Source organism: Tabrizicola flagellatus (assembly GCF_008271465.1).
GTDB lineage: Bacteria > Pseudomonadota > Alphaproteobacteria > Rhodobacterales > Rhodobacteraceae > Tabrizicola > Tabrizicola flagellata.
The window spans coordinates 40424-60364 of sequence record NZ_VMDU01000010.1; the positions used below are offsets into that span (position 1 = coordinate 40424).

At 68.7% G+C, this 19941-nt stretch carries 18 protein-coding genes; 14 read left to right on the forward strand and 4 right to left on the reverse strand.

The window, feature by feature from the left end:
• Positions 1 to 35: 35 nt before the first annotated feature.
• Positions 36 to 1484, forward strand: coding sequence for a TrkH family potassium uptake protein (locus FL625_RS13140; protein ID WP_149589139.1), 1449 nt, complete (start codon positions 36 to 38; stop codon positions 1482 to 1484).
• A 90-nt stretch (positions 1485 to 1574) separates the two neighbouring features.
• Here FL625_RS13140 and FL625_RS13145 read toward each other — a convergent pair whose 3' ends face one another.
• Positions 1575 to 3380, reverse strand: a complete 1806-nt coding sequence (locus tag FL625_RS13145) for a serine protease (RefSeq protein WP_235019412.1) — start codon at positions 3378 to 3380, stop codon at positions 1575 to 1577.
• A gap of 129 nt (positions 3381 to 3509) precedes the next feature.
• On the opposite strand from FL625_RS13145, the gene FL625_RS13150 reads away from it, so the two are divergent.
• The 9 genes from FL625_RS13150 (at position 3510) to FL625_RS13190 (ending at position 14963) form a co-directional block, all read left to right on the forward strand.
• Complete coding sequence (locus FL625_RS13150; RefSeq protein WP_149589140.1) at positions 3510 to 4439, forward strand: glycine--tRNA ligase subunit alpha; 930 nt, start codon at positions 3510 to 3512, stop codon at positions 4437 to 4439.
• Entirely contained in the window at positions 4436 to 4912 is a 477-nt protein-coding gene (locus FL625_RS13155) for a DUF6446 family protein (protein WP_354001256.1), read from the forward strand. The genes FL625_RS13150 and FL625_RS13155 overlap by 4 nt, the downstream gene beginning before the upstream one ends.
• Positions 4913 to 4914: 2 nt before the next feature.
• A complete protein-coding gene (gene glyS / locus FL625_RS13160; protein ID WP_149589142.1) occupies positions 4915 to 6999 on the forward strand; it encodes a glycine--tRNA ligase subunit beta in 2085 nt (694 codons plus the stop codon).
• 234 nt (positions 7000 to 7233) lie between these two features.
• Positions 7234 to 9780 (forward strand): putative PEP-binding protein, encoded by a 2547-nt coding sequence (locus FL625_RS13165; RefSeq protein ID WP_149589143.1) that lies wholly within the window; start codon positions 7234 to 7236, stop codon positions 9778 to 9780.
• A gap of 178 nt (positions 9781 to 9958) precedes the next feature.
• Positions 9959 to 10582 (forward strand): cell wall hydrolase, encoded by a 624-nt coding sequence (locus FL625_RS13170; RefSeq protein WP_200833947.1) that lies wholly within the window; start codon positions 9959 to 9961, stop codon positions 10580 to 10582.
• Positions 10583 to 10668: 86 nt separating this feature from the next.
• Positions 10669 to 11571 carry a dihydroneopterin aldolase gene (locus tag FL625_RS13175; RefSeq protein ID WP_149589144.1) on the forward strand — a complete coding sequence of 301 codons (903 nt, stop codon included), beginning with the start codon at positions 10669 to 10671 and terminating at the stop codon, positions 11569 to 11571.
• 45 nt (positions 11572 to 11616) lie between these two features.
• On the forward strand, positions 11617 to 12636 hold the full coding sequence (folP, locus tag FL625_RS13180; RefSeq protein WP_149589145.1) for a dihydropteroate synthase: 1020 nt from the start codon (positions 11617 to 11619) through the stop codon (positions 12634 to 12636).
• Positions 12633 to 13976, forward strand: a complete 1344-nt coding sequence (glmM, locus tag FL625_RS13185) for a phosphoglucosamine mutase (RefSeq protein ID WP_149589146.1) — start codon at positions 12633 to 12635, stop codon at positions 13974 to 13976. The genes folP and glmM overlap by 4 nt, the downstream gene beginning before the upstream one ends.
• Positions 13977 to 14129: 153 nt before the next feature.
• Entirely contained in the window at positions 14130 to 14963 is an 834-nt protein-coding gene (locus FL625_RS13190; RefSeq protein ID WP_149589147.1) for an Ivy family c-type lysozyme inhibitor, read from the forward strand.
• Positions 14964 to 15046: 83 nt separating this feature from the next.
• On the opposite strand, the gene FL625_RS13195 is transcribed toward FL625_RS13190, so the two are convergent.
• Positions 15047 to 15832, reverse strand: a complete 786-nt coding sequence (locus tag FL625_RS13195; protein WP_149589148.1) for a hypothetical protein — start codon at positions 15830 to 15832, stop codon at positions 15047 to 15049.
• A gap of 172 nt (positions 15833 to 16004) precedes the next feature.
• Between FL625_RS13195 and FL625_RS13200 the strand changes: the two genes are divergently transcribed.
• Complete coding sequence (locus FL625_RS13200; RefSeq protein ID WP_149589149.1) at positions 16005 to 16235, forward strand: hypothetical protein; 231 nt, start codon at positions 16005 to 16007, stop codon at positions 16233 to 16235.
• Here the strand turns inward: FL625_RS13200 and FL625_RS13205 are convergent.
• Entirely contained in the window at positions 16232 to 16543 is a 312-nt protein-coding gene (locus tag FL625_RS13205) for a hypothetical protein (protein WP_149589150.1), read from the reverse strand. The genes FL625_RS13200 and FL625_RS13205 overlap by 4 nt on opposite strands.
• A gap of 103 nt (positions 16544 to 16646) precedes the next feature.
• Entirely contained in the window at positions 16647 to 17669 is a 1023-nt protein-coding gene (gene ilvC, locus FL625_RS13210; RefSeq protein ID WP_149589151.1) for a ketol-acid reductoisomerase, read from the reverse strand.
• 127 nt (positions 17670 to 17796) lie between these two features.
• Between ilvC and FL625_RS13215 the strand changes: the two genes are divergently transcribed.
• The 3 genes from FL625_RS13215 (at position 17797) to FL625_RS13225 (ending at position 19941) form a co-directional block, all read left to right on the forward strand.
• Positions 17797 to 18255 (forward strand): Lrp/AsnC family transcriptional regulator, encoded by a 459-nt coding sequence (locus FL625_RS13215; RefSeq protein WP_149589152.1) that lies wholly within the window; start codon positions 17797 to 17799, stop codon positions 18253 to 18255.
• Positions 18252 to 18734 carry an Lrp/AsnC family transcriptional regulator gene (locus tag FL625_RS13220; protein WP_149589153.1) on the forward strand — a complete coding sequence of 161 codons (483 nt, stop codon included), beginning with the start codon at positions 18252 to 18254 and terminating at the stop codon, positions 18732 to 18734. The genes FL625_RS13215 and FL625_RS13220 overlap by 4 nt, the downstream gene beginning before the upstream one ends.
• A 103-nt stretch (positions 18735 to 18837) precedes the next feature.
• Positions 18838 to 19941: a mandelate racemase/muconate lactonizing enzyme family protein gene (locus tag FL625_RS13225; RefSeq protein ID WP_149589154.1), complete on the forward strand. Its 1104-nt coding sequence runs from the start codon at positions 18838 to 18840 to the stop codon at positions 19939 to 19941.

The window sequence follows — 19941 nt, forward strand, 5'->3', positions numbered from 1 at the left end:
ACCAAAGGCGCGGGGCCGCGTAGCCATGCCCAACCATGGTTGACTTCCGCCCCGTCGCCTATGTCATCGGCCGCATCCTGATCGTCCTGGCGATCCTGATGCTGGCCCCGGCCATCATCGACTGGCGCGCGGGGCTGGAGAACGGGCATGCCTACCTTGCCTCGGCCGCGCTGACCGGCGTCACGGGCGCGGCGCTGACGCTGTCCACCGGCAACGCGCTGGGTCAGGCGCTGGACACGCGGCAGGCCTATCTCCTTACCGCCGGCATCTGGTTCCTCGTGCCTTTCTTCGGCGCGCTGCCGTTCTGGATCGGCGCGCCGGGGCTGAGCCTCCTGAACGCCTATTTCGAGGCGGTCTCGGGCATCACAACCACCGGTGCCTCGGTCATCACGGGCCTCGCGGAACAGCCGCAGAGCGTGAACCTCTGGCGCGGAATGCTGAACTGGCTGGGGGGCCTCGGCATCGCCTTCATCGCGATGATCTTCCTGCCGCTGATGCGGATCGGGGGCATGCAGTTCTTCCGGACCGAAGGCTTCGACACATTCGGCAAGGTGCTGCCGCGGGCGACCGACATCGCCAAGCAGCTTCTGATCGTCTATCTGGCGCTGACGGTGTTGACGATGACCGTCTATGCCATGCTCGGCATGCCGGCCTTCGAGGCGGTCGTGCATGGCATGACCACGGTCGCGACGGGCGGCTTTTCCACCAACGATGCCTCGTTTTCCGTCTATGCCCCGCCGGTCCACTATGCCGGGGCGCTGTTCATGTTCCTCGCCAGCCTGCCCTACATCCGCTATGTGCAGCTGATGAACGGAACCGCGCTGCCGCTGTGGCAGGATGCCCAGGTCCGCGCCTACGCCCGCTGGCTGGGAATGGCCGTGCTGGCGGTGGCGATCTGGCGGGCGTGGACGACGAACACCGGCTTCGAGCAGGCCTTCCGCGAAAGCCTGTTCAACCTGGCCTCCATCATGTCCTCGACCGGCTACGGCGCGGGCAGCTTCGCCGGCTGGGGCGGGTTCATGCTGGTCGTGGCTTTCGTGGTCGGGGTGATCGGGGCCTGTTCAGGCTCGTCGGCGGCGGGGCTGTCTGTGTTCCGGGTGCAGCTGGTGATCGCCGTCCTCGGCCGCGAGATCCGGCGGATCGGCAGCCCCTCCAGCGTCGATCCGATCCGCTACCAGGGGCGCGCGGTCGAGGACGACGTGCTGAACGCGCTGATCCTTTTCGTGTCGAGCTTCATCCTGATCCTCGGCGTGATGAGCGTGGCGATGACGCTGATCGGGGTGGACACGGTTTCGGCCCTGTTCGCGGTCTGGACCGCGCTGGGCAACATTGGCTACGGCTTCGGCCCCCTGGTCGAGCGCACCGGCACCTTCATCGACTTTCCACCCGGCGCCATCGCGATCATGACGCTGTGCATGATCCTGGGCCGCCTTGGCCTGTTGGCAATTCTGGTAATGGTGCTGCCGAGCTTCTGGCGGCGGTAGTGCGCTGACCACCCCTCCTCGTGCGACTGCGTCTTCTCGTCGGGGGGCGCCGCGCCGAGGGACGAGGTCCCCGAGGAGCAGCGGCCCTGGTTAGTCCCAGCAGGAGACCAGCGCCGTGATCCCGGTGGCGGTCTCGGACAGGGCTGAAGGCGAAAGCGGCGCGGTCGAGGAGGTGGCCGCCGGCGTGATCCCGGTCGGGCCCAGAAGCCGGGTAATCTCGGCGGCCGATAGAGCGAAGGCTACCCCCGCAGGCATCAGTTTGCCGTCCCGGGGCTGCGGCGGCAGCAACATGCCCAGGACGCTGCCGGACGTGTCAAGAACCGCGCCTCCGGCATCGCCGGGCAGGGATTGCAACGCCAGGCGGGAAAGCGCGGTCTCACCGTTCAGTCCGGTTGCATCCTCGAAGGTGCCGAAGGTGATGACCGGGGCGGGCAGGCGGTCCTCGTAGGAATAGCCGGGCACCGCGATCTCGGACCCGGGCCTGGTCGAGGCGGTTGCGAAGCCCGCGACGGCGCGTGGCGACAGTGCGGCGTTGGGAGTCAGGACCGCCAGGCCGGTGGTTGCGTCCGCAAGCCTGACGGTCGCCTCGGTCGTGCGGTCGATGGTGACGCGGGTGCAGCCCTCGACCGCCTCGGTCGTGGTGACGACCGCGCCGTCCGGGGTGACGAAGAAGCCGGTTCGGCTGAGCCGCGGTTTCCGGACTTCGAGCCCCGCGAGGAGCCCGGCGCGGGTCTCGGCGCCCATCGGCGCCATGCCGGGATCAAGCACCGAAGCGCCATCGGGCGAGAAGCTGTCCTCGATCGCCTTGACGATCCGGGCGTCGCGGGCCGCATTGCCGGGGGTGGAGATCAGCATCCAGCCCTTGATCCGCCCGCCCTTCAGCTGTGCCGAGATCGTGGTGTCCACCTTGGCCGAGGTGCCGCGGATGCGGAAGCCGCGTTCGTTGCGCTCGCGCGGGCCGTCGAGCGGCACCTGCTCCAGCGTCTGGAGCACATCGTAAAGCCCGTACAGCGCGGCCTGGTCGCCCGGCTGCGAGATCAGCACGATCTTCGGGGCATCCGGGGTTTTCCCGCGGTAGTGAACGAAGGGCGGCTCGTAATGGTCGAATTCGACCAGGCCCAACGGCAGCGTGACGGTGATGCCGGATTCGGCCTCGACCACCTCGGTGAAGCCGAAGGCCGCGCGTTCGGCGGACCAGGCGTCCAGGAGTGCCCGGCGCTGGCGGGTGGTCAGGATGCCGGTGGGCTCCAGCCCCTGCGCCTCTTGCCAGGCGGCCATCGAGTTGCGGGTGCCGGGACCGAAGGCGCCGTCGATGGCGCTGGTGTAGAAGCCGAACCATTGCAGCGCGGATTGGAGCTCGCGCCGTTCCTCGGGTGTCAGCAGCGCCTCGCTGTCGCGGGCCTCCTGGCGGGTCTCGTCGGGCAGGGAGACGGGGTCCGGTGCGGGGGCGGGCTCGGCAGGTGATGCTGCCGGCTCGGAAGCGGTCAGTGCTTCGGGGATCGCGAGGGCCGCCCCGTCCTCGGGGTAGAACCGGTCGCCATAGCGGGCGCCATCGGCAACGAAACTGTCGGACGGGATGCGGCGGTCGCGCTTGAGAAGTCCCAGACGGATCGGCGCCTCGTCCTCGGGGTAGGGGCCGAGTGCGATGCCATACCAGCCCGACCCGAGGGCAAAGCCGACGGTTTCAGGGAATTCGGACGCATAGGCGCGTGCGCGGTCGAGCGCCGTGGCAAGGTCGGGATGCGCCTCGACCTGGACCCAGACCCGGCCCTCCTGCGCGTCTGCGTGCCGGGCGGGCGCAAGGCTCAGCGCGGCGAGGAGAAGGGCAACAAACGCAAAAGGTCTGAACATGAACGGGTCCCGAAGCCGGTAGAGGATCGCGCCGACATTAGCCATGGAGCGCGCCGCGGCAAGGGCGAACCGGCGCGGATCAGGTCACGATTGCGCAGGTTCTTTCCGGAATTGACCCTATCCTGCCCGCCGGATAGGGAAGGCGCGAGTTTCGCCGCTGTCCCGGGGTCCCCGATGTCCGACGCCACCTCGACCACGCCCAGAAGTTTCCAGGAGATCATCCTGCGGCTCCAGAGCTACTGGGCCGGACAGGGCTGCGCCGTGCTGCAACCCTATGACATGGAGGTCGGCGCGGGCACCTTCCACCCGGCGACCACGCTGCGCAGCCTTGGCACGAAGCCCTGGGCCGCGGCCTATGTCCAGCCCTCGCGCCGGCCGACGGACGGGCGCTATGGCGAGAACCCGAACCGGCTGCAGCACTATTACCAGTATCAGGTCATCATCAAGCCGAGCCCGGGGAACCTGCAGGAGCTTTACCTCGGCAGCCTTGCCGCCATCGGCATCGACCTGGCCCTGCACGACATCCGCTTTGTCGAGGACGACTGGGAAAGCCCGACGCTGGGCGCCTGGGGCCTGGGCTGGGAGGTCTGGTGCGACGGGATGGAGGTCAGCCAGTTCACCTATTTCCAGCAGGTCGGCGGGCATGACTGCAAGCCGGTGTCGGGCGAACTGACCTACGGGCTGGAACGGCTGGCGATGTATGTCATGGGCATCGACCATGTGATGGACATGCCGTTCAACGACCCGGACGCGCCGATCCCGCTGACCTACGGCGACATCTTCCGCCAGACGGAAGAGGAATACAGCCGCCACAACTTCGACGGTGCCACGACCGAGATGCTGTTGCGGCATTTCGAGGATGCCGAAGCCGAATGCGAACGTCTGCTCGCTTTCCCCGCCGAGGACCCGAAATCGGGCAAGCGCATCGTCATGGCCCATCCCGCCTATGACCAGACGATCAAGGCGAGCCACCTGTTCAACCTTCTGGACGCGCGGGGCGTGATCAGCGTGACCGAACGGCAGGCCTATATCGGCCGGGTGCGGGCCTTGGCGAAGAAATGCGCCGATGCCTTCCGGCAGACCGAGGCGGGGGCGGATCAGTGAATGCGGGCAAGATCATCGTGGGGGCCATCGTGATCGTCGCCCTGATCGCCGGCGGGTTCCTGTGGTACACCGCCGAACGCGCCTATTACGAGCCCGTGGCCTTCCAGCCCGGTGCCGAGATCCGGCTGGTTCCCGTCGCCGGCGGCCCGCCCGAGGCGATCGTGGTCAACGGGATCGAGGGGATCGACGCGGCCTCCTCGCCGATCAAGTTCCGCGCCTGTTTCACCACGCCGCTGAGCCTGGCCATGCTGAGCGAGACCTACCGGATCTACGAGGGCGCCGAGCCCTTGGTCGCGCCGTCGAACTTCCCGTGTTTCGATGCCGCCGCCATCGGCCGGGCGCTGGAGACCGGCGAGGCGCTGGCCTTCCTCTCCGAACCCGAGATCCACCCCGGCGTGGACCGCGTCGTCGCGGTCTTTCCCGATGGCCGCGCCTATGCCTGGCAGCAGACCAACGCCTCTCTGAAGGACTGACCATGCCCGACCTGCTGATCGAGCTTTTCTCCGAGGAAATCCCGGCGCGGATGCAGGGCAGGGCCCGCGACGACCTGCGCAAGCTGGTCACCGACGGGCTGGTCGAGGCCGGGCTGACCTATGCCTCTGCCGGAGCCTTCTCCACCCCGCGCCGGCTGGTCCTGTCGGTCGAAGGGCTGACGACCGAAAGCCGCCCGGTGCGGGAAGAGCGCAAGGGTCCGGCCACAAGCGCGCCGCAGCAGGCGATCGAGGGCTTCCTGCGGTCCACCGGCCTGACGCTGGACCAGCTGGAACGGCGGGCGGACAGGAAGGGCGAGACCTTCTATGCCGTGATCGAGAAGCCCGGCCGCAAGGCGCCCGAGATCGTGGCCGAGGTTCTGGACGCCGCTATCCGCAATTTTCCCTGGCCGAAGTCGATGCGCTGGGGCTCGGGGTCCTTGCGGTGGGTGCGGCCGTTGCAGTCGATCCTGTGCATCCTGTCGGACGAGGGCGGGGCGCATGTCGTGCCGATGGAAGTTGATGGCATCAAGGCCGGCAACACGACCGAGGGCCACCGCTTCATGGGCAACGGGCGTTTCGTGGTCACGGGCTTCGACGACTATGTGGTCAAGCTGAAGCGCGCGAAGGTGGTGCTGGACAGCGCCGAGCGCGAGGCGGCGATCTGGCAGGGCGCGCAGAACCTGGCCTTCGCCGCCGGAATGGAGGTCGTGCCCGACCCCGGCCTCCTGGCCGAGGTTGCCGGGCTTGTCGAATGGCCGGTGCCGCTGATGGGGCGGATCGCGGACGATTTCCTGTCGCTGCCGCCCGAGGTGTTGCAGACCTCGATGAAGGAGCACCAGAAGTTCTTCTCGGTGCGGAACCCCAAGACCGGGCGGATCGAGGGCTTCGTGACGGTGGCCAACATCGAGGCCCCGGACGGCGGCGCGGTGATCCTGAAGGGGAACCAGAAGGTGCTGGCCGCCCGCCTGTCGGACGCGAAGTTCTTCTGGGAGAACGACCTGCGGGTGGCGAAGGCCGGGATGGGCGAGTGGGCCGAGGGGCTGAAGGCCGTGACCTTCCACGCGAAACTCGGGTCTCAGGCCGAGCGGGTGGAGCGGATCGCCGCTTTGGCTCGGGAGATTGCGCCCCTGGTCGGGGCCGATCCCGACGACGCCGAGAAGGCTGCGCGGATCGCCAAGCTGGACCTGCGGTCGGCGATGGTGGGCGAGTTCCCCGAGTTGCAGGGCGTGATGGGCCGATACTATGCGCTGGCGGCGGGGGAGAAGCCAGCGGTCGCCGACGCCGCGCGGGATCACTGGCGGCCGAAGGGGGAGGGTGACTCGGTGCCGTCCGAGCCGGTCTCGGTCGCCGTGGCGCTGGCCGACAAGATCGACACGCTGACCGGGTTCTGGGCCATCGACGAAAAGCCGACGGGGTCGAAGGATCCCTTCGCGCTACGCCGGGCGGCGTTGGGGGTGATCCGGCTGGTGCTGGGGAATGGGGTGCGGGCCTCGCTGGCAGAGATCGTGGCCTGGGGCATCGCCCGGCACGCGGCGGCCGGTCCGCATGGGATGTCGGCCGCGCTCGACCTCCTGGCTTTCTTCCATGATCGCCTCAAGGTGTATCTCAGGGATCAGGGAATCCGCCACGATGTCATCGACGCATGCCTCGCCATGCCGGGCAGCGATGATCTGCTGCTGCTGGTCAGGCGCGCGACGGCCTTGAGCGCGACTCTAAAGACCGAGGACGGGTCGAACCTGTTGCAGGGCTTCAAGCGGGCGAACAACATCCTGGCTCAGGCGGAAGCGAAGGACGGGGTCGAATACTCTTTCGGCGCGGATGTGAAGTTTGCCGAGACCGAGGAGGAGCGGGCGCTCTTTGCGGCGCTCGACACCGCCGAGGCGGCGATCGCCCCGGCCATGGCGCAGGAGGATTTCGCCGCCGCCATGGCCGCGATGGCTGCCCTCCGCGGGCCGATCGACGCCTTCTTCACCGCCGTGCAGGTGAACAGCGACAATCCGGTGGTGCGGCGCAACCGGCTGAACCTTCTGCACCGCATCCGGGCGGTCTGTTCCGGCGTCGCCGACCTGAGCCGCATCGAGGGCTGATCTTCCGCGAAGACGCCGCAGGCAGGGGCTCTTCCCTCCCCCCTTCGTGGGGGAGGGAGAGGGTGGGGGGCCTGTCGCGACGCCCCCCACCCCCATCCCCTCCCCACGAGGGGGAGGGGAGGCGCTTGGGTCCTCCGGTTCGCGCATCGCCCAAGGATTCGTCACACGGCTGACATGTCACGCTTGCGTGACGGTCCTTTCGGCGTATGCTGCGCCTGAACATCGGGTGCCGCAGTGCAGAAACACGATCCCATCGCCGAATTCGCCCGGATCACGCCCTCGGCGCAGATCGCGACGGCGACGCATGGCTGGCGGGCGAAATGCCTGCAGCGGCTGGTGCGGCTGGACCTGCCGGTGCCGAAGTCGGTGGCGCTGCCGGCCTCGACCGTGCGAGCCATCGCGGCCGGTCACGGGGTGGATGTGCAGGGGATCCTCGACCATTTCGGTGACGGGCCGCTGATCAGCGTCCGCCCCAGCCCCGCCAACCCCGACTGGGGCGGGCCGGCGACGATCCTGAACATCGGGCTGAACGCCAAGCGCCATGCCCGGCTGGCCGAGACGCATGGCGAGACGGCGGCGGATGCGCTGTATCTGCGCTTCGTCCAGGCCTACGCGATCCACGTCGCACGGCTGGACCCCGACGTGTTCGACGGGCTGAAGCCGGGGCCGGGGGCGTTGAAGGAGGCCCTGCGCGACTACGAGGTCGAGACCGACGAACCCTTCCCGCAGGATCCCGCGCGCCAGCTGGCCGAGGTCTTGCGGTCGATGGCGCGTGCCTGGGAAGGCACCTCGGCCCGCCTGTTGCGCCAGGCCAAGGGCGCGCCCGAGGATGCGGCGCTGGGCCTGGTCGTGCAGGAGATGGCGCAGGGAATCGGGCAGGGGATCAGCGGGTCGGGCGTGATCCAGTTCGTCGATCCGGTCACCGGTCTGGCGCAGATCACCGGGCGCTACCTGGGGCAAAGCCAGGGCCGCGACGCGCTGAAGACGACCGAGGCGCTGTATCTGACCCGCGACCCGCGCGGGCCCTCGCTGGAGGACGTGGCGCCCGAGATCTTCGCCACGCTGGTCGAATACGGTGCCACCTGCCGCACCCGCCTGCGCGAGGAGATGCAGATCGAGTTCACCATCGAGGACGGCCGGCTTGCGGTGCTCGACGCGGTGAAGGTGCAGAGGTCGGCCCGGGCGGGCCTGCGGATCGCCGTGGCGCTGGCCGAGGACGGGATCATCCCGAAGGAAGAGGCCGTCCTGCGGGTCGAGCCCCGCGCCTTGTCCGAGCTTCTCCACCACCAGGTCGATCCGCGCGGGGAACGCGACGTGATCGCGCGGGGCATCGCGGCCTCGCCCGGCGCGGCGACGGGGGTTCTGGTCTTTTCCTCGAGCGCGGCGCAGGCAGCGGCGGCGCGGGGCGAGGCCTGCATCCTCGTCCGCCGCGAGACCGCGCCCGAGGACATCCGCGGCATGCATTCGGCGGTGGCGGTGCTGACGGAACGCGGCGGCATGACCAGCCATGCGGCGGTGATCGCGCGCGGGCTGGGGCTGCCCTGCGTGGTGGGGGCCTCGGACCTGCGGCTGGATGTCCGCGACCGCAAGATGGTCGCGGCGGATGGGCGGGTCTTCCGCGAGGGCGACTTGGTGACCCTGGACGGCTCCAAGGGCGAGGCGCTGGCCGGCGCGGCCGAGATGCTGCCCCCGGCGCTGGACGACAGTTTCCGCCGGCTGCTCTCCTGGGCCGACGAGGTGCGCGACATCGGGGTGCGCGCCAATGCCGACACGCCCTCGGACGCCGAGACCGCTCGCAAGTTCGAGGCCGAGGGCATCGGCCTGTGCCGCACGGAACACATGTTCTTCGACGAGGACCGTCTGGTCGTCATGCGCGAGATGATCTTCGCCGATGCGCCGGGCGACCGGGCGGCGGCGCTGGCGCGGCTTTTGCCGATGCAGCGGGCGGATTTCGTGCAGCTATTTGAAATCATGCAGGGATTGCCGGTCTGCATCCGTCTGTTCGACCCGCCGCTGCACGAATTCCTGCCCCAGACGCGCGAGGGCCTGCGCGAGCTGGCCGAGGCGCTGGACCGCCCGCTGTCCGAAGTCACCCGCCGGGCCGAGGCGCTGACCGAAGTGAACCCCATGCTGGGGATGCGCGGGGTGCGGCTGGGGGTGGTTCTGCCGGAAATCTACGACATGCAGGCGCAGGCGATCTTCGAGGCGACGCTGGAATCGGCCCGCCGCGGCGCCCCGGTCGTGCCCGAGATCATGATTCCGCTGGTCAGCGCCCGCCGCGAGGTGGAGCTGATCAAGACCCGGATCGACGCCGTCGCCGCCATGGTGCGCACCAGGGCTGGAGCCGGTTTCGACTTCAAGCTGGGTGTCATGGTCGAAACCCCGCGCGCGGCGCTGCGAGCGGGCGACATCGCCCAGCATGCGGCCTTCCTCTCCTTCGGCACCAACGACCTGACGCAGATGACCTATGGCCTGAGCCGCGACGACGCGGGGCGGTTCATGAACACCTATGTCCGGCAGGGCGTCTTCCCCGAGGATCCCTTCCACATCCTCGACGTGGACGGGGTGGGAGAGCTGTTGCACATCGGGGCCGAGCGGGGCCGCAAGACACGGAAAGATCTGACACTTTCGATCTGCGGCGAACACGGCGGCAACCCGGAATCCATCGATTTCTGCCGCCGCGCCGGGTTCGACTATGTCTCCTGCTCGCCCTACCGGGTGCCCATGGCCCGGCTGGCCGCGGCGCACCTTGCGCTGGCAGATCGAAAGAAAACCGTTTAAGAACAATTAATTGTAGCGAATTCTTAAGTATTTTCGGCGGTATTTCGCTCATGCAGCATGGATTTTCGTTGTAATTCTGCAACAGTGGTGGACCCGCCCCGCCGCCTCGCCTAACTGCCCCGCTGCTTGGCCCAAGGCGGGGGAACTTCCGCCGGGAAACCAAAGACGGAAGAGCAGAATGATACGCAACCTAGCGACGCTGGCGCTGGCCCTGGGCCTGGCGATCGGCCCGGCAATGGCGGAGACCGGCTGGAAGGCCAGCATGTTCGGATTGACGCCCATTCCGGCCTCTTACGGCACCGAGCTGAAGCGGCTTCCCGCCCCCGATCTTTCGGCCACGCTGCCCGCCGATGCCCTGACCGGGGGCATCACCGAGGACTGGCTGATGGCCCAGCCCGCGCCTTCGGGCGATGCCGAGTGGCAATGCCTGACCGAGGCGCTGTACTTCGAGGCGCGCGGCGAAAGCCTGGAAGGCCAGATCGCCGTGGCCGAGGTGATCCTGAACCGGAAGGACAGCCCGCTTTACCCGCGCACGGTCTGCGGCGTGGTCAAGCAGCGCGTGGGCAACGACTGCCAGTTCTCCTATGTCTGCAACGGCCGCACGAAGATGCGCGAGCGCGAGGCGGCGGACCTTGCCGGCCGGATCGCCCGCGCCATGCTGGACGGGGCGCCGCGCCGGCTGACCGAAGGGGCGACCCATTTCCATACAAGGGGCGTGAGGCCCGGCTGGTCCAAGCGCTTTCCCCGCACCGCCTCGATCGGGGCGCATGTGTTCTACCGCCAGCCCGGCTCGCGCGGGTGATGTCGCCAATCGCGGCTTCCCCGACGCCTTCCCGCTTGGCCCGCGCGCCGCGCGTGGTATGAGGGGCCGAACGGCGGAGGACCCCGATGAGCGACATAGAGCTGGCTTTCGCCCATCCCGAGGATCGGGCCGAGGCATCCGCCGGGGCGGCCCCGCGCGACCGGATCAGCCTGCGCGACCACATCGTCGAGGCCGAGATCGGCGCCTTCCAGAAGGAACGCGGCCACAAGCAGCGCCTTCGCTTCAACGTGGTGGTCGAGGTGCGCCCGGTGACCGGGCCGCTTGAGGACGACGTGGACCGGATCCTGTCCTACGACCGTATCACCGAGGCCATCGCCGCCGAACTCGCCGCCGAGCGGCTGAACCTTCTGGAGACGCTGGCCGAGCGGGTGGCGGAACGGATCCTGGCAGAACCCGCCGCGATGCGGGTCTTCATCCGCATCGAGAAGCTCGACATCGGCCCCTATGCCCTTGGGGTGGAGATCGCCCGCTCGCGCGCCGAGATCCCGGTGCAGCGGGCCGGGCGCGACGGGATGGAGGCGGTGCACCCGCTGGTCGTTCATCTGGACAATGCCACGATCCAGGCGCCGGACCTGTCGGCGCGGCTGGATGCGCTGCAGGCCGAGGGGCTGCCGATGATCCTGACCGTGGGCCTGCCGGACCTTGCCCGCCCGGTGACCGGGCACAAGCCGACCCAGCGCCGGGTGGACCTCCTGGCGATCGAGCAGAACGCCTGGACGCTCGCCGCGCGCGACCCGCGCTGCGTGGTGGTGGCGACGCGGACCGAGATCGACTGGGCGATGAAGCGCGGGCAGACGGTGGTCTGGGCGCCCTCGAAACTGGTGTTGGACGCGGTGGATGGGCCGAAGGGGACCGATCCGGTGGGCCTGGCGCTGTGGCTTGCGGAAACGATGTCGGCCACGGCGCTGGTTGTTCACGGTGAGGTTGCAGTCCCGGCGGGAAGCCGCGTTCCGGTGCGGCGGGCCTGAGGCTTCCCCCTTGAAAAGCCGGCGGGCTTCGGCCACTCCGGGGCCATGGAATACTTTCGCCCGATTGCGATGACCGATCCGGCCCGGCCTGCCGGAGCCTTCGCGCTGGCCGGCGGCTGGTGCTGGTTCGACCGGGTCGAGGTTCTGTCGCGCGCGGCGCAGGGCCGGATCATCCCGGCCTCCGAAGTGCCTGCGCCGGTCCTGCACCGCCTGACTGCACCGCGCCCCGCCTTTGCCGGGCTGACGCTGGACCGCCCGCGCCTGATGGGCATCCTGAACGTGACGCCCGACAGTTTCTCGGACGGGGGCCGGTTCCTTGCACCCGAGGCGGCGCTGGCGCAGGCGCAAGCCATGGCCGCGGGGGCCGAGATCATCGACGTGGGCGGCGAAAGCACCCGCCCCGGCGCCGCCGAAGTGCCAGCGGAGGAAGAGATCGCCCGCACCGCCCCGGTGATCCGGACCTTGCGGGATGGCGGGCTGGGCGCACCCATCAGCATCGACACCCGCAAGGCGCTGGTGGCCGAGGCGGCGCTGGCGGCGGGGGCGAGCATCGTCAACGATGTCTCGGCTTTCGATTTCGACCCGACACTGGGGCCGCTGGTCTCCAGGTTGTCGGCCCCCGTCGTGCTGATGCATGCCCAGGGCGTGCCGGCGACGATGCAGGACAATCCGCTCTACGGCGACGTGCTTCTGGATGTCTATGACGCTCTGGCCCAGCGGCTGGCACGGGCCGAGGCGCTGGGGATCGACCGGACGCGGATAGTGCTCGACCCCGGCATCGGCTTCGGCAAGACGCAGGCCCACAATCTTGCGCTGATCCGCGGGCTGTCGCTGTTTCACGGCCTGGGCTGTGCGATCCTGATGGGAACGTCGCGCAAGCGCTTCATCGGCGCGATCGGCCGGGCCGAGGCGCCCGAGACTCGCGCGCCGGGCTCGATTGCCACTGCGCTGGCCGGGGTGGCGCAGGGGGTGCAGGTCCTGCGCGTGCATGACGTGGCCGAGACGCGGCAGGCGCTGCGACTGTGGCAGGCGCTGAACACCGATCATCTGGAGGACGAGGCATGAGCCGCAAGCTTTTCGGCACCGATGGCGTGAGGGGCAGGGCAAACAGCTGGCCGATGACGGCGGAGCTGGCCTTGAAACTGGGCGCGGCGGCGGGGCGCTATTTCCGCCGCGACGGATCGGGCGCGCATCGGGTGGTGATCGGCAAGGACACGCGGCTGTCCGGCTACATGCTGGAGAACGCGCTGACCGCGGGGTTCTGTTCCACGGGCATGAACGTGCTGCTTCTGGGCCCGGTGCCGACACCGGCGGTAGGGTTCCTGACCAAGTCGATGCGGGCCGATGTCGGCGTGATGATCTCGGCCAGCCACAACCCGCACCAGGACAACGGGATCAAGTTCTTCGGCCCGGACGGCTTCAAGCTGTCGGATGCCGCCGAGGCAGAGATCGAAGCGATGATCGAGGGCGAAATCGCCCCCGCAAAGCCGGAAAACATCGGCCGTGCCAAGCGGATCGAGGACGGGCGCGGCAGATACGAGGAGTTCGTCAAGACGAGCTTCCCGACCGGCCTGCGGCTGGACGGGCTGAAGGTGGTGGTGGACTGCGCGAACGGGGCGGCCTACCGCACCGCGCCCGAGGTGCTGTGGGAGCTGGGCGCCGAAGTCATCCCGATCGGGACGGCGCCGAACGGAACCAACATCAATGACCGCTGCGGCTCGACCCATACCGACACGGCGGCCGAGGCGGTGGTGGCCCATGGCGCGCATGTGGGCCTCGCGCTGGATGGCGATGCCGACCGGATCATGATCCTGGACGAGACCGGCCGGGTGGCGGACGGGGATCAGATCATGGCGCTCCTGGCGGCGCGCTGGGCGGACGAGGGACGCTTGCAGGGCGGGGCGCTGGTCGCGACGGTGATGTCGAACCTGGGGCTGGAGCGGTTCCTCGCGGCCCGCGGCCTTCGGCTGGAGCGGACGGCGGTCGGCGACCGCTATGTGGTGGAACGGATGCGGGAGGGCGGCTTCAACCTGGGCGGCGAGCAGTCGGGCCACATCGTGATGACCGACTATGCCACCACCGGTGACGGGCTTGTGGCCGGCTTGCAGTTCCTGGCCGAGATGGTGCGCACCGGCAGGCCCGCATCGGAGCTGACCCGCAGCTTCGAGACGGTGCCGCAGCTTCTGAAGAACGTCCGCTTTTCGGCCGGAGCGCGGCCCCTGGACGTCGCCTCGGTCCGGCAGGTGATCGAGGGCGCCGAGCGGCGGATCGAGGGGCGGGGGCGGATCCTGATCCGCAAGTCGGGAACCGAGCCGCTGATCCGGGTGATGGCCGAATGCGAGGACGAGGCGCTGCTGGTCGCGGTGGTGGACGAGATCGTGGGCGCGGTGGAAGCGGCGGTCTGAGCCGGGACTGTCCACGGTGGACATTTCCGGATTTCAAAACAAAGTCAAGGCTTTGTGATTTTCCATTAACCTGGTCTTAAGCTTTTTCGCGCAAGCCTCCCTCCGGCTTTCCGGCCTTGCGCGGGGATGGCGGGGCGGGCAGGATCCGGGGCCATGCAACGACGGGAGGAGCGGATGATGCATGATCGTGCGGGGGCGCTGGCGCTGGCGGCGGTGGTCTGGGCCGCGGCGGCTCTGGCCGAGGAGCGGCAGGTCGCCGGCCACCAGGTGACGGTCGCCGAGGACGGGATGGGCGGCGCCGCGCTGGTCGTCGATGGCGAGGTCCTGCACGAGAACGGCGTGATCTTCCTGGACGAGGCCGCGCAGGCGTTGGGCGGGCTGAGCGTGCTGACCGGGATTGCGGGATCGGGCGGAAATGCCTGCGGCGCGGCGCCCTTCGTGCTGGCGCTGCCAGAGGGCGGCAAGGCAGGGCTTTACGGCCCTCTGGAGGGCTGCCGGGAGTTCGCGCTGGAAGTCAGGCCCGATTCGCTGGTCTTCTCCACCGAACCGCTGCCCTCGGAGCCCGGCGAGGTCTGGACCTGGACCCCGGCGGAGGGGTTCGTCCAGGGGCCGCCGGTGGCCTTCGGGGGCACCTCGGGCTGGGAGGCTTTCGACAGCCTGGCCGGGCAGCACCCGGTCGAGGCGCTGAAGCTGACCCCGGTCCTCGAGGCGCTGCAGGCGGGCCTCGGGCCGGATTATGCGGCCTTTGCCGAGCGGATCTCGGATCTCGGCTCGGGCGATCTGACGGCGAAGGGCTATCTGGGCCAGGCCTGCCTGAAATACAGTTGCGAGACGGACTGGGCGATCCTCTATCTGGACCCGGCCAGCCAGGGTGTCTTTGCCAGCTGGGCCGTCGCGGGCGAGGACGGCGTTCGGTTCTGGCCGCAGGATCGTGCGCTGTGGCCGCCCGAGGCCATGGTGGCCCTTCCGGGCGGACCAGAGGACTGAGACGGAGAGGCAACGAGCCGGTCCGGGGCAGCCGCCGGTCCGGGCGACGGCTCTGCCGGTGGGCGGTGCGCAAGATCGGGCGCTCAGCCCGGCCGGCCCTGAGGTTTCGGCGCCAGGGCGTAGTCGCCGCGATAGGCGAGCCGGCCATGGTGCGTGATCTGCGCGGTTTCGTGGCACCAGATCTCGCCGCCGCAGCCCTCGATCCAGCGGCGGCAGAACGAGGTGTCCTCGCCGTGCATGACCGCCCCGCCGCGCCCGCGCAGGTGGCTGAAGAAATCGTGGAAATCGGCGCCCGGATAGCCCGGGCCGTTGAAGCCGGGCACGGGCAGGGCCACCCCGGCCGCGACCATCCGTTCCGGCACGGCGCGGCGGATCAGCATGAACCCGGTGCCCGCGCCCGGCACCTTGCGGAAGCCGCCCCGGACCTCGAAGGGCCAGGGCTCGCCCGTCTCGAACACATCGGCGACGTTGTAGCGCAGCGTCTCGGCCAGAAGGTCGGCGGTCGAGGCGCGCTCGGCCACGGGCTTTGCGGCCTCGCGTTCGATGGCGGCGCGGAACTGCTGCCAGCGCATCTGGCGCTGGGGGTAGGCCGCGACGGTGAAATCGGCGTCGAAGGCGAGGAGGTCGAAGAACAGCTGCGGCTGATAGCTCATGTCGCTGTCCAGAAGCAGCGCATGGGTGAACTGCTTGTCGGCCAGGAAGCAGGAGACGAGGTAATTGCGCGAGATCACCAGGTCGGACCATTCGTAGGTCTTGAGCGCGAAGGGGATGCCGCGACGTTGCAGCGCCTGGGTCAGGCCCAGCAGGCTGTGGACGGCGGGGGTGTCGATCTGCCCGCCGGTGGGCATCAGGATCATCAGGGTGGTCATGCGTCGGGCGCTCGCCTTCGGGTGGCCAAGGGTTCGCGGCACGGCCGGGACTTGTCAAGGCGGGCCATGGGCGAGCGATGGGGGGCGCGATGGGGGAGGGAACCCGAAGCCGGCGGCGCCGTTGACCCGGTGACGGGCACCGATGGGGTGCCCCTGACCCATGGAGGCCAAGATGATTGATGGTGCCATCGTGCCGTTCCTGTCGCTGTTCACCCTGCTGGCGGTGGCCGTGCTGGCGCTGATCTCGAAGGAGCGGACCAGGGAGAGGATGCGCGACCCGCATGCGCCGGTCTCGACCCTGGCGAAGGACGGGAAGTATGGCGGCGTGGCGTTCCTCCTGCCGCTGGAGGTGCGCGTGCGGCGGGTGGAGATGCTGCGGCGCCGGGGCGTGCCGCTGGTCTAGCGCAGCGCCTGCCAGCCGTCGCTGCAGCCGAGGCGGGTGAACCGCTGGGTGCAGGTGACGAGGCCGCCGTCGGGCAGGGCGAAGACGAGGCTGAAGCCGAACATCGTGCCCTGTCCGGCGAGCCCGCGCGCTTCGCCCGGCAGCGGCGCGCGGCCGCTGGGCTGGACGGGGATGGTCGCGCCGTCGCGGGCAAGGCCGGTGATCGGGCGGCTGGCGAGGTCGTTCAGGGCCATCGAGGCCCCGACATTGGTCAGGACGAACCACAGGATCGCCAGGGCGATCAGGGCTAAGGGGATCCATCTGCGCATCTTCGGCCTACCGTCTCTCTGCTCCGGTAAAGCCCGGCGCGCGGCCGGGGGCAACGAAAAAGGGCGCCCGCGGGGCGCCCTTTTCCTTGCCGTGAGGACGCGATCAGTTCCGCGCCTTGTCCACCAGCTTGCCCTTGCCGATCCAGGGCATCATGGCGCGGAGCTTTTCGCCCACCTTCTCGATCTGGTGTTCGTCGTTCAGCCGGCGGGTCGCCTTGAAGAAGGGCTGGCCCACGGCGTTTTCCTGCATGAAGTCGCGCACGAACTTGCCGGTCTGGATGTCGTGCAGGACTTCCTTCATCCGCCGTTTGGTTTCCTCACGCGGGAGGATGCGCGGACCCGAGACATATTCGCCGTATTCGGCGGTGTTCGAGATCGAGTAGTTCATGTTCGCGATGCCGCCTTCGTAGATCAGGTCCACGATCAGCTTCACCTCGTGCAGGCATTCGAAATAGGCCATCTCGGGCTCGTAGCCGGCCTCGACCAGGGTTTCGAAGCCCATGCGGATCAGCTCCACGAGGCCGCCGCAGAGCACGGCCTGCTCGCCGAAGAGGTCGGTTTCGCATTCCTGGCGGAAGTTGGTCTCGATGATGCCCGAGCGGCCGCCGCCGATGGCCGAGCAGTAGCTAAGGCCGATTTCCATCGCCTTGCCGGTCGCGTCCTGGTGGACGGCCACGAGGCAGGGCACGCCGCCGCCCTTGACATATTCGCCGCGCACGGTGTGACCGGGGCCCTTCGGCGCCATCATGATGACATCGATACCCTTCTTCGGCTCGATCAGGCCGAAGTGGACATTGAGGCCGTGGGCGAAGGCGATGGCGGCCCCTTCGCGCAGGTTGTCGTGGACATACTGCTTGTAGGTCGCGGCCTGGAGTTCATCCGGCATGGTGAACATGATCAGGTCGCACCACTTGGCGGCCTCGGCGATGCCCATGACCTTCAGGCCCTCGGCCTCGGCCTTCTTTGCGCTGGGCGAGCCTTCGCGCAGGGCGACGACGACGTTCTTCGCGCCGCTGTCGCGCAGGTTCAGCGCATGGGCATGGCCCTGGGACCCATAGCCGAGAATGGCGACCTTCTTGTCCTTGATCAGGTTCACATCGCAGTCGCGGTCGTAGTAAACGCGCATCGGGCGTCCTCCTTGGTGTCGATGGCGCGACAATAGGGATTTCCGTCGCGTGACCCGTGCAATCTTTGACGATTACCGGCAGATGTGCGAAGGATCATTCCTGTAAGCGCCGTTCAACGGAAAATTCATGCAGATAGACGACACCGACCGCCGCATCCTGCGCCACTGGCTTGCCGAGCCGGGGCTGGAGCGTGCAGTGCTGGCCGAGCGTGCGGGCGTGACGCCGGCGACGCTGTGGCGCAGGCTCGACCGGCTGCGGGCGGGCGGGGTGATACGGTCGGAGGGCGCGCGGATCGACTGGCGAGCCCTGGGCTATGCGGTCGAGGTCAGCTTGCGCTTCACGCTGGACAAGACCAACCCGCGCGCCTTCGACGAGTTCATCGCGGCGGCGCGCGAGGTGCCCGAGGTGATCGGGATCGAGACCTTCCTCGGCCGGGTGGACGTGCGGCTGAACGTGATCGCCCGCGACATGGGCCACTGGACCGGCATCTACCGCGACCGGATCCTGACCCTGCCGCATATCGCCGAGGTCGAGGCGCTGATGCTGGTGGCGACGATCAAGGAGACGGGGGGGCTTCCGTTGTGATCGATCTCGACGACACCGACCGGGCGATCCTGCGGGCTCTGGCGGCGGACGGCACGCTGTCGGCCGGCGAGCTGGGGCGGCGGCTCGGCCTGTCGCAGCCGGCGGCCTGGCGGCGGGTGCGGCGGCTTGAGGAGGCGGGGGTCTTGCAGGGGCTGGCGGTCGAGGTGGACCGCGAGGCGCTGGGCTTCGGGGTCACGGTATTCCTCGGTGTGAAGCTGGCCACGAAAGGCCGGGTGAGCCTTGAGGATTTCGAGCGCGCGGTGCAGGCCATTCCCGAGGTGCAGGTGGTGCAGCATGTGCTGGGCCTGTTCGACTATCGCCTGCGGGTCGTGGCCCGCGACATCGCGGATTTCGAGCGCGTGCTGCGGCGGCGGATCATGACGCTGCCGGGGGTGGGCAACGTCGAGGCCAACGTGCTTCTGACCGAGGAACGTCGCCCCGGACCCCTGGGCGTGGCGGAAACGGTCGGGAAAGCGTGATCTTTGGCGGCTAGGGTCGGGGCCGCTCCTCGTCGCATTTCATGCGCTCGTCGCTGGCGAGGAGAAGCCGAAGGCGCACGACGAGCGGAACCCGGGAGAGGCCATGAAGATCGCGAAGCTGGAAACCTTCGATACGCAATACGTCTGCTTCGTGAAGGTCACGGCGGATACCGGCGATGTGGGCTGGGGCCAGTGTTCGACCTATCAGGCCGACATCACTGCGGAAATCTTCCACCGGCAGGTCGCGCCTTATGCTCTCGGCACGGCGGTCGAGGACCTGGAGGACACGCTGCGCCGCATCTTCGAGCGCGAGCACAAGTTCCCGGGCAGCTACCTGCGCCGCGCACAGGCGGGGCTGGACACCGCGGTCTGGGACCTGCGCGGCAAGGCCCTGGGCAAGCCGGTGGTGGAGCTTCTGGGCGGCACGCCCGGCCGGGTGCGGGCCTATGCGTCGTCGATGAAGCGCGACATCACGCCCGAGGCCGAGGCGGAGCGTTTCCTGCGCCTGCGCGAGGCGCATGGCTTCACCGCCTTCAAGTGGCGTGTGGGCGCGGAAGTGGGGCGCGACCAGGACGAATGGCCGGGACGCACCGAGGCGATAATTCCAATTGTTTCCAGGGCACTAGGCGATGATGTTGAGAAACTTGTTGATGGCAATTCCTGCTATTCCCCGGCCCGCGCCATCGAGGTCGGCCGGATGCTGGAAGACCACGGCATCGGCCATTTCGAGGAACCCTGTCCCTATTGGGAGGTGGACCAGACCGCCGAAGTCCGCGCCGCGCTGACCCTCGACGTGGCGGGCGGCGAGCAGGATTGCGAGTTTACCGCCTGGCAGCTGGCGATCGAACACAAGGCGGTGGACATCCTGCAGCCCGACATCATGTATCTGGGCGGGATCTATCGCACGCTGGAGGTCTGCCGGATGGGTCAGGCGGCCGGCCTGCCGATCACCCCCCATGCGGCGAACCTGGGCCTGGTGACGCTTTGCACGATGCACCTTTTGCGCGCGATCCCGAACCCCGGCAAATACCTTGAGTTTTCCATCGAGGGGCTAGACTACTATCCGTGGCAGCAGGGCCTGTTCCTGAACGATCCCTACCGGATCGAGGACGGCCATGCCACGGTGACGGAGGCCCCCGGCTGGGGGGTGGAGATCAACCCCGACTGGCTGGCCCGCGCCCGCCACAAGGTTTCGGAAAGGACCTGA

Coding starts and splice junctions, on each gene's coding strand:
- FL625_RS13140 (WP_149589139.1), top strand. CDS start 36: ATGGTTGACTTCCGCCCCGTCGCCTATGTCATCGGCCGCATCCTGATC.
- FL625_RS13145 (WP_235019412.1), bottom strand. CDS start 3,380: ATGGCTAATGTCGGCGCGATCCTCTACCGGCTTCGGGACCCGTTCATG.
- FL625_RS13150 (WP_149589140.1), top strand. CDS start 3,510: ATGTCCGACGCCACCTCGACCACGCCCAGAAGTTTCCAGGAGATCATC.
- glyS (WP_149589142.1), top strand. CDS start 4,915: ATGCCCGACCTGCTGATCGAGCTTTTCTCCGAGGAAATCCCGGCGCGG.
- FL625_RS13170 (WP_200833947.1), top strand. CDS start 9,959: ATGATACGCAACCTAGCGACGCTGGCGCTGGCCCTGGGCCTGGCGATC.
- FL625_RS13175 (WP_149589144.1), top strand. CDS start 10,669: ATGAGCGACATAGAGCTGGCTTTCGCCCATCCCGAGGATCGGGCCGAG.
- folP (WP_149589145.1), top strand. CDS start 11,617: ATGGAATACTTTCGCCCGATTGCGATGACCGATCCGGCCCGGCCTGCC.
- glmM (WP_149589146.1), top strand. CDS start 12,633: ATGAGCCGCAAGCTTTTCGGCACCGATGGCGTGAGGGGCAGGGCAAAC.
- FL625_RS13190 (WP_149589147.1), top strand. CDS start 14,130: ATGCAACGACGGGAGGAGCGGATGATGCATGATCGTGCGGGGGCGCTG.
- FL625_RS13195 (WP_149589148.1), bottom strand. CDS start 15,832: ATGACCACCCTGATGATCCTGATGCCCACCGGCGGGCAGATCGACACC.
- FL625_RS13200 (WP_149589149.1), top strand. CDS start 16,005: ATGATTGATGGTGCCATCGTGCCGTTCCTGTCGCTGTTCACCCTGCTG.
- FL625_RS13205 (WP_149589150.1), bottom strand. CDS start 16,543: ATGCGCAGATGGATCCCCTTAGCCCTGATCGCCCTGGCGATCCTGTGG.
- ilvC (WP_149589151.1), bottom strand. CDS start 17,669: ATGCGCGTTTACTACGACCGCGACTGCGATGTGAACCTGATCAAGGAC.
- FL625_RS13215 (WP_149589152.1), top strand. CDS start 17,797: ATGCAGATAGACGACACCGACCGCCGCATCCTGCGCCACTGGCTTGCC.
- FL625_RS13225 (WP_149589154.1), top strand. CDS start 18,838: ATGAAGATCGCGAAGCTGGAAACCTTCGATACGCAATACGTCTGCTTC.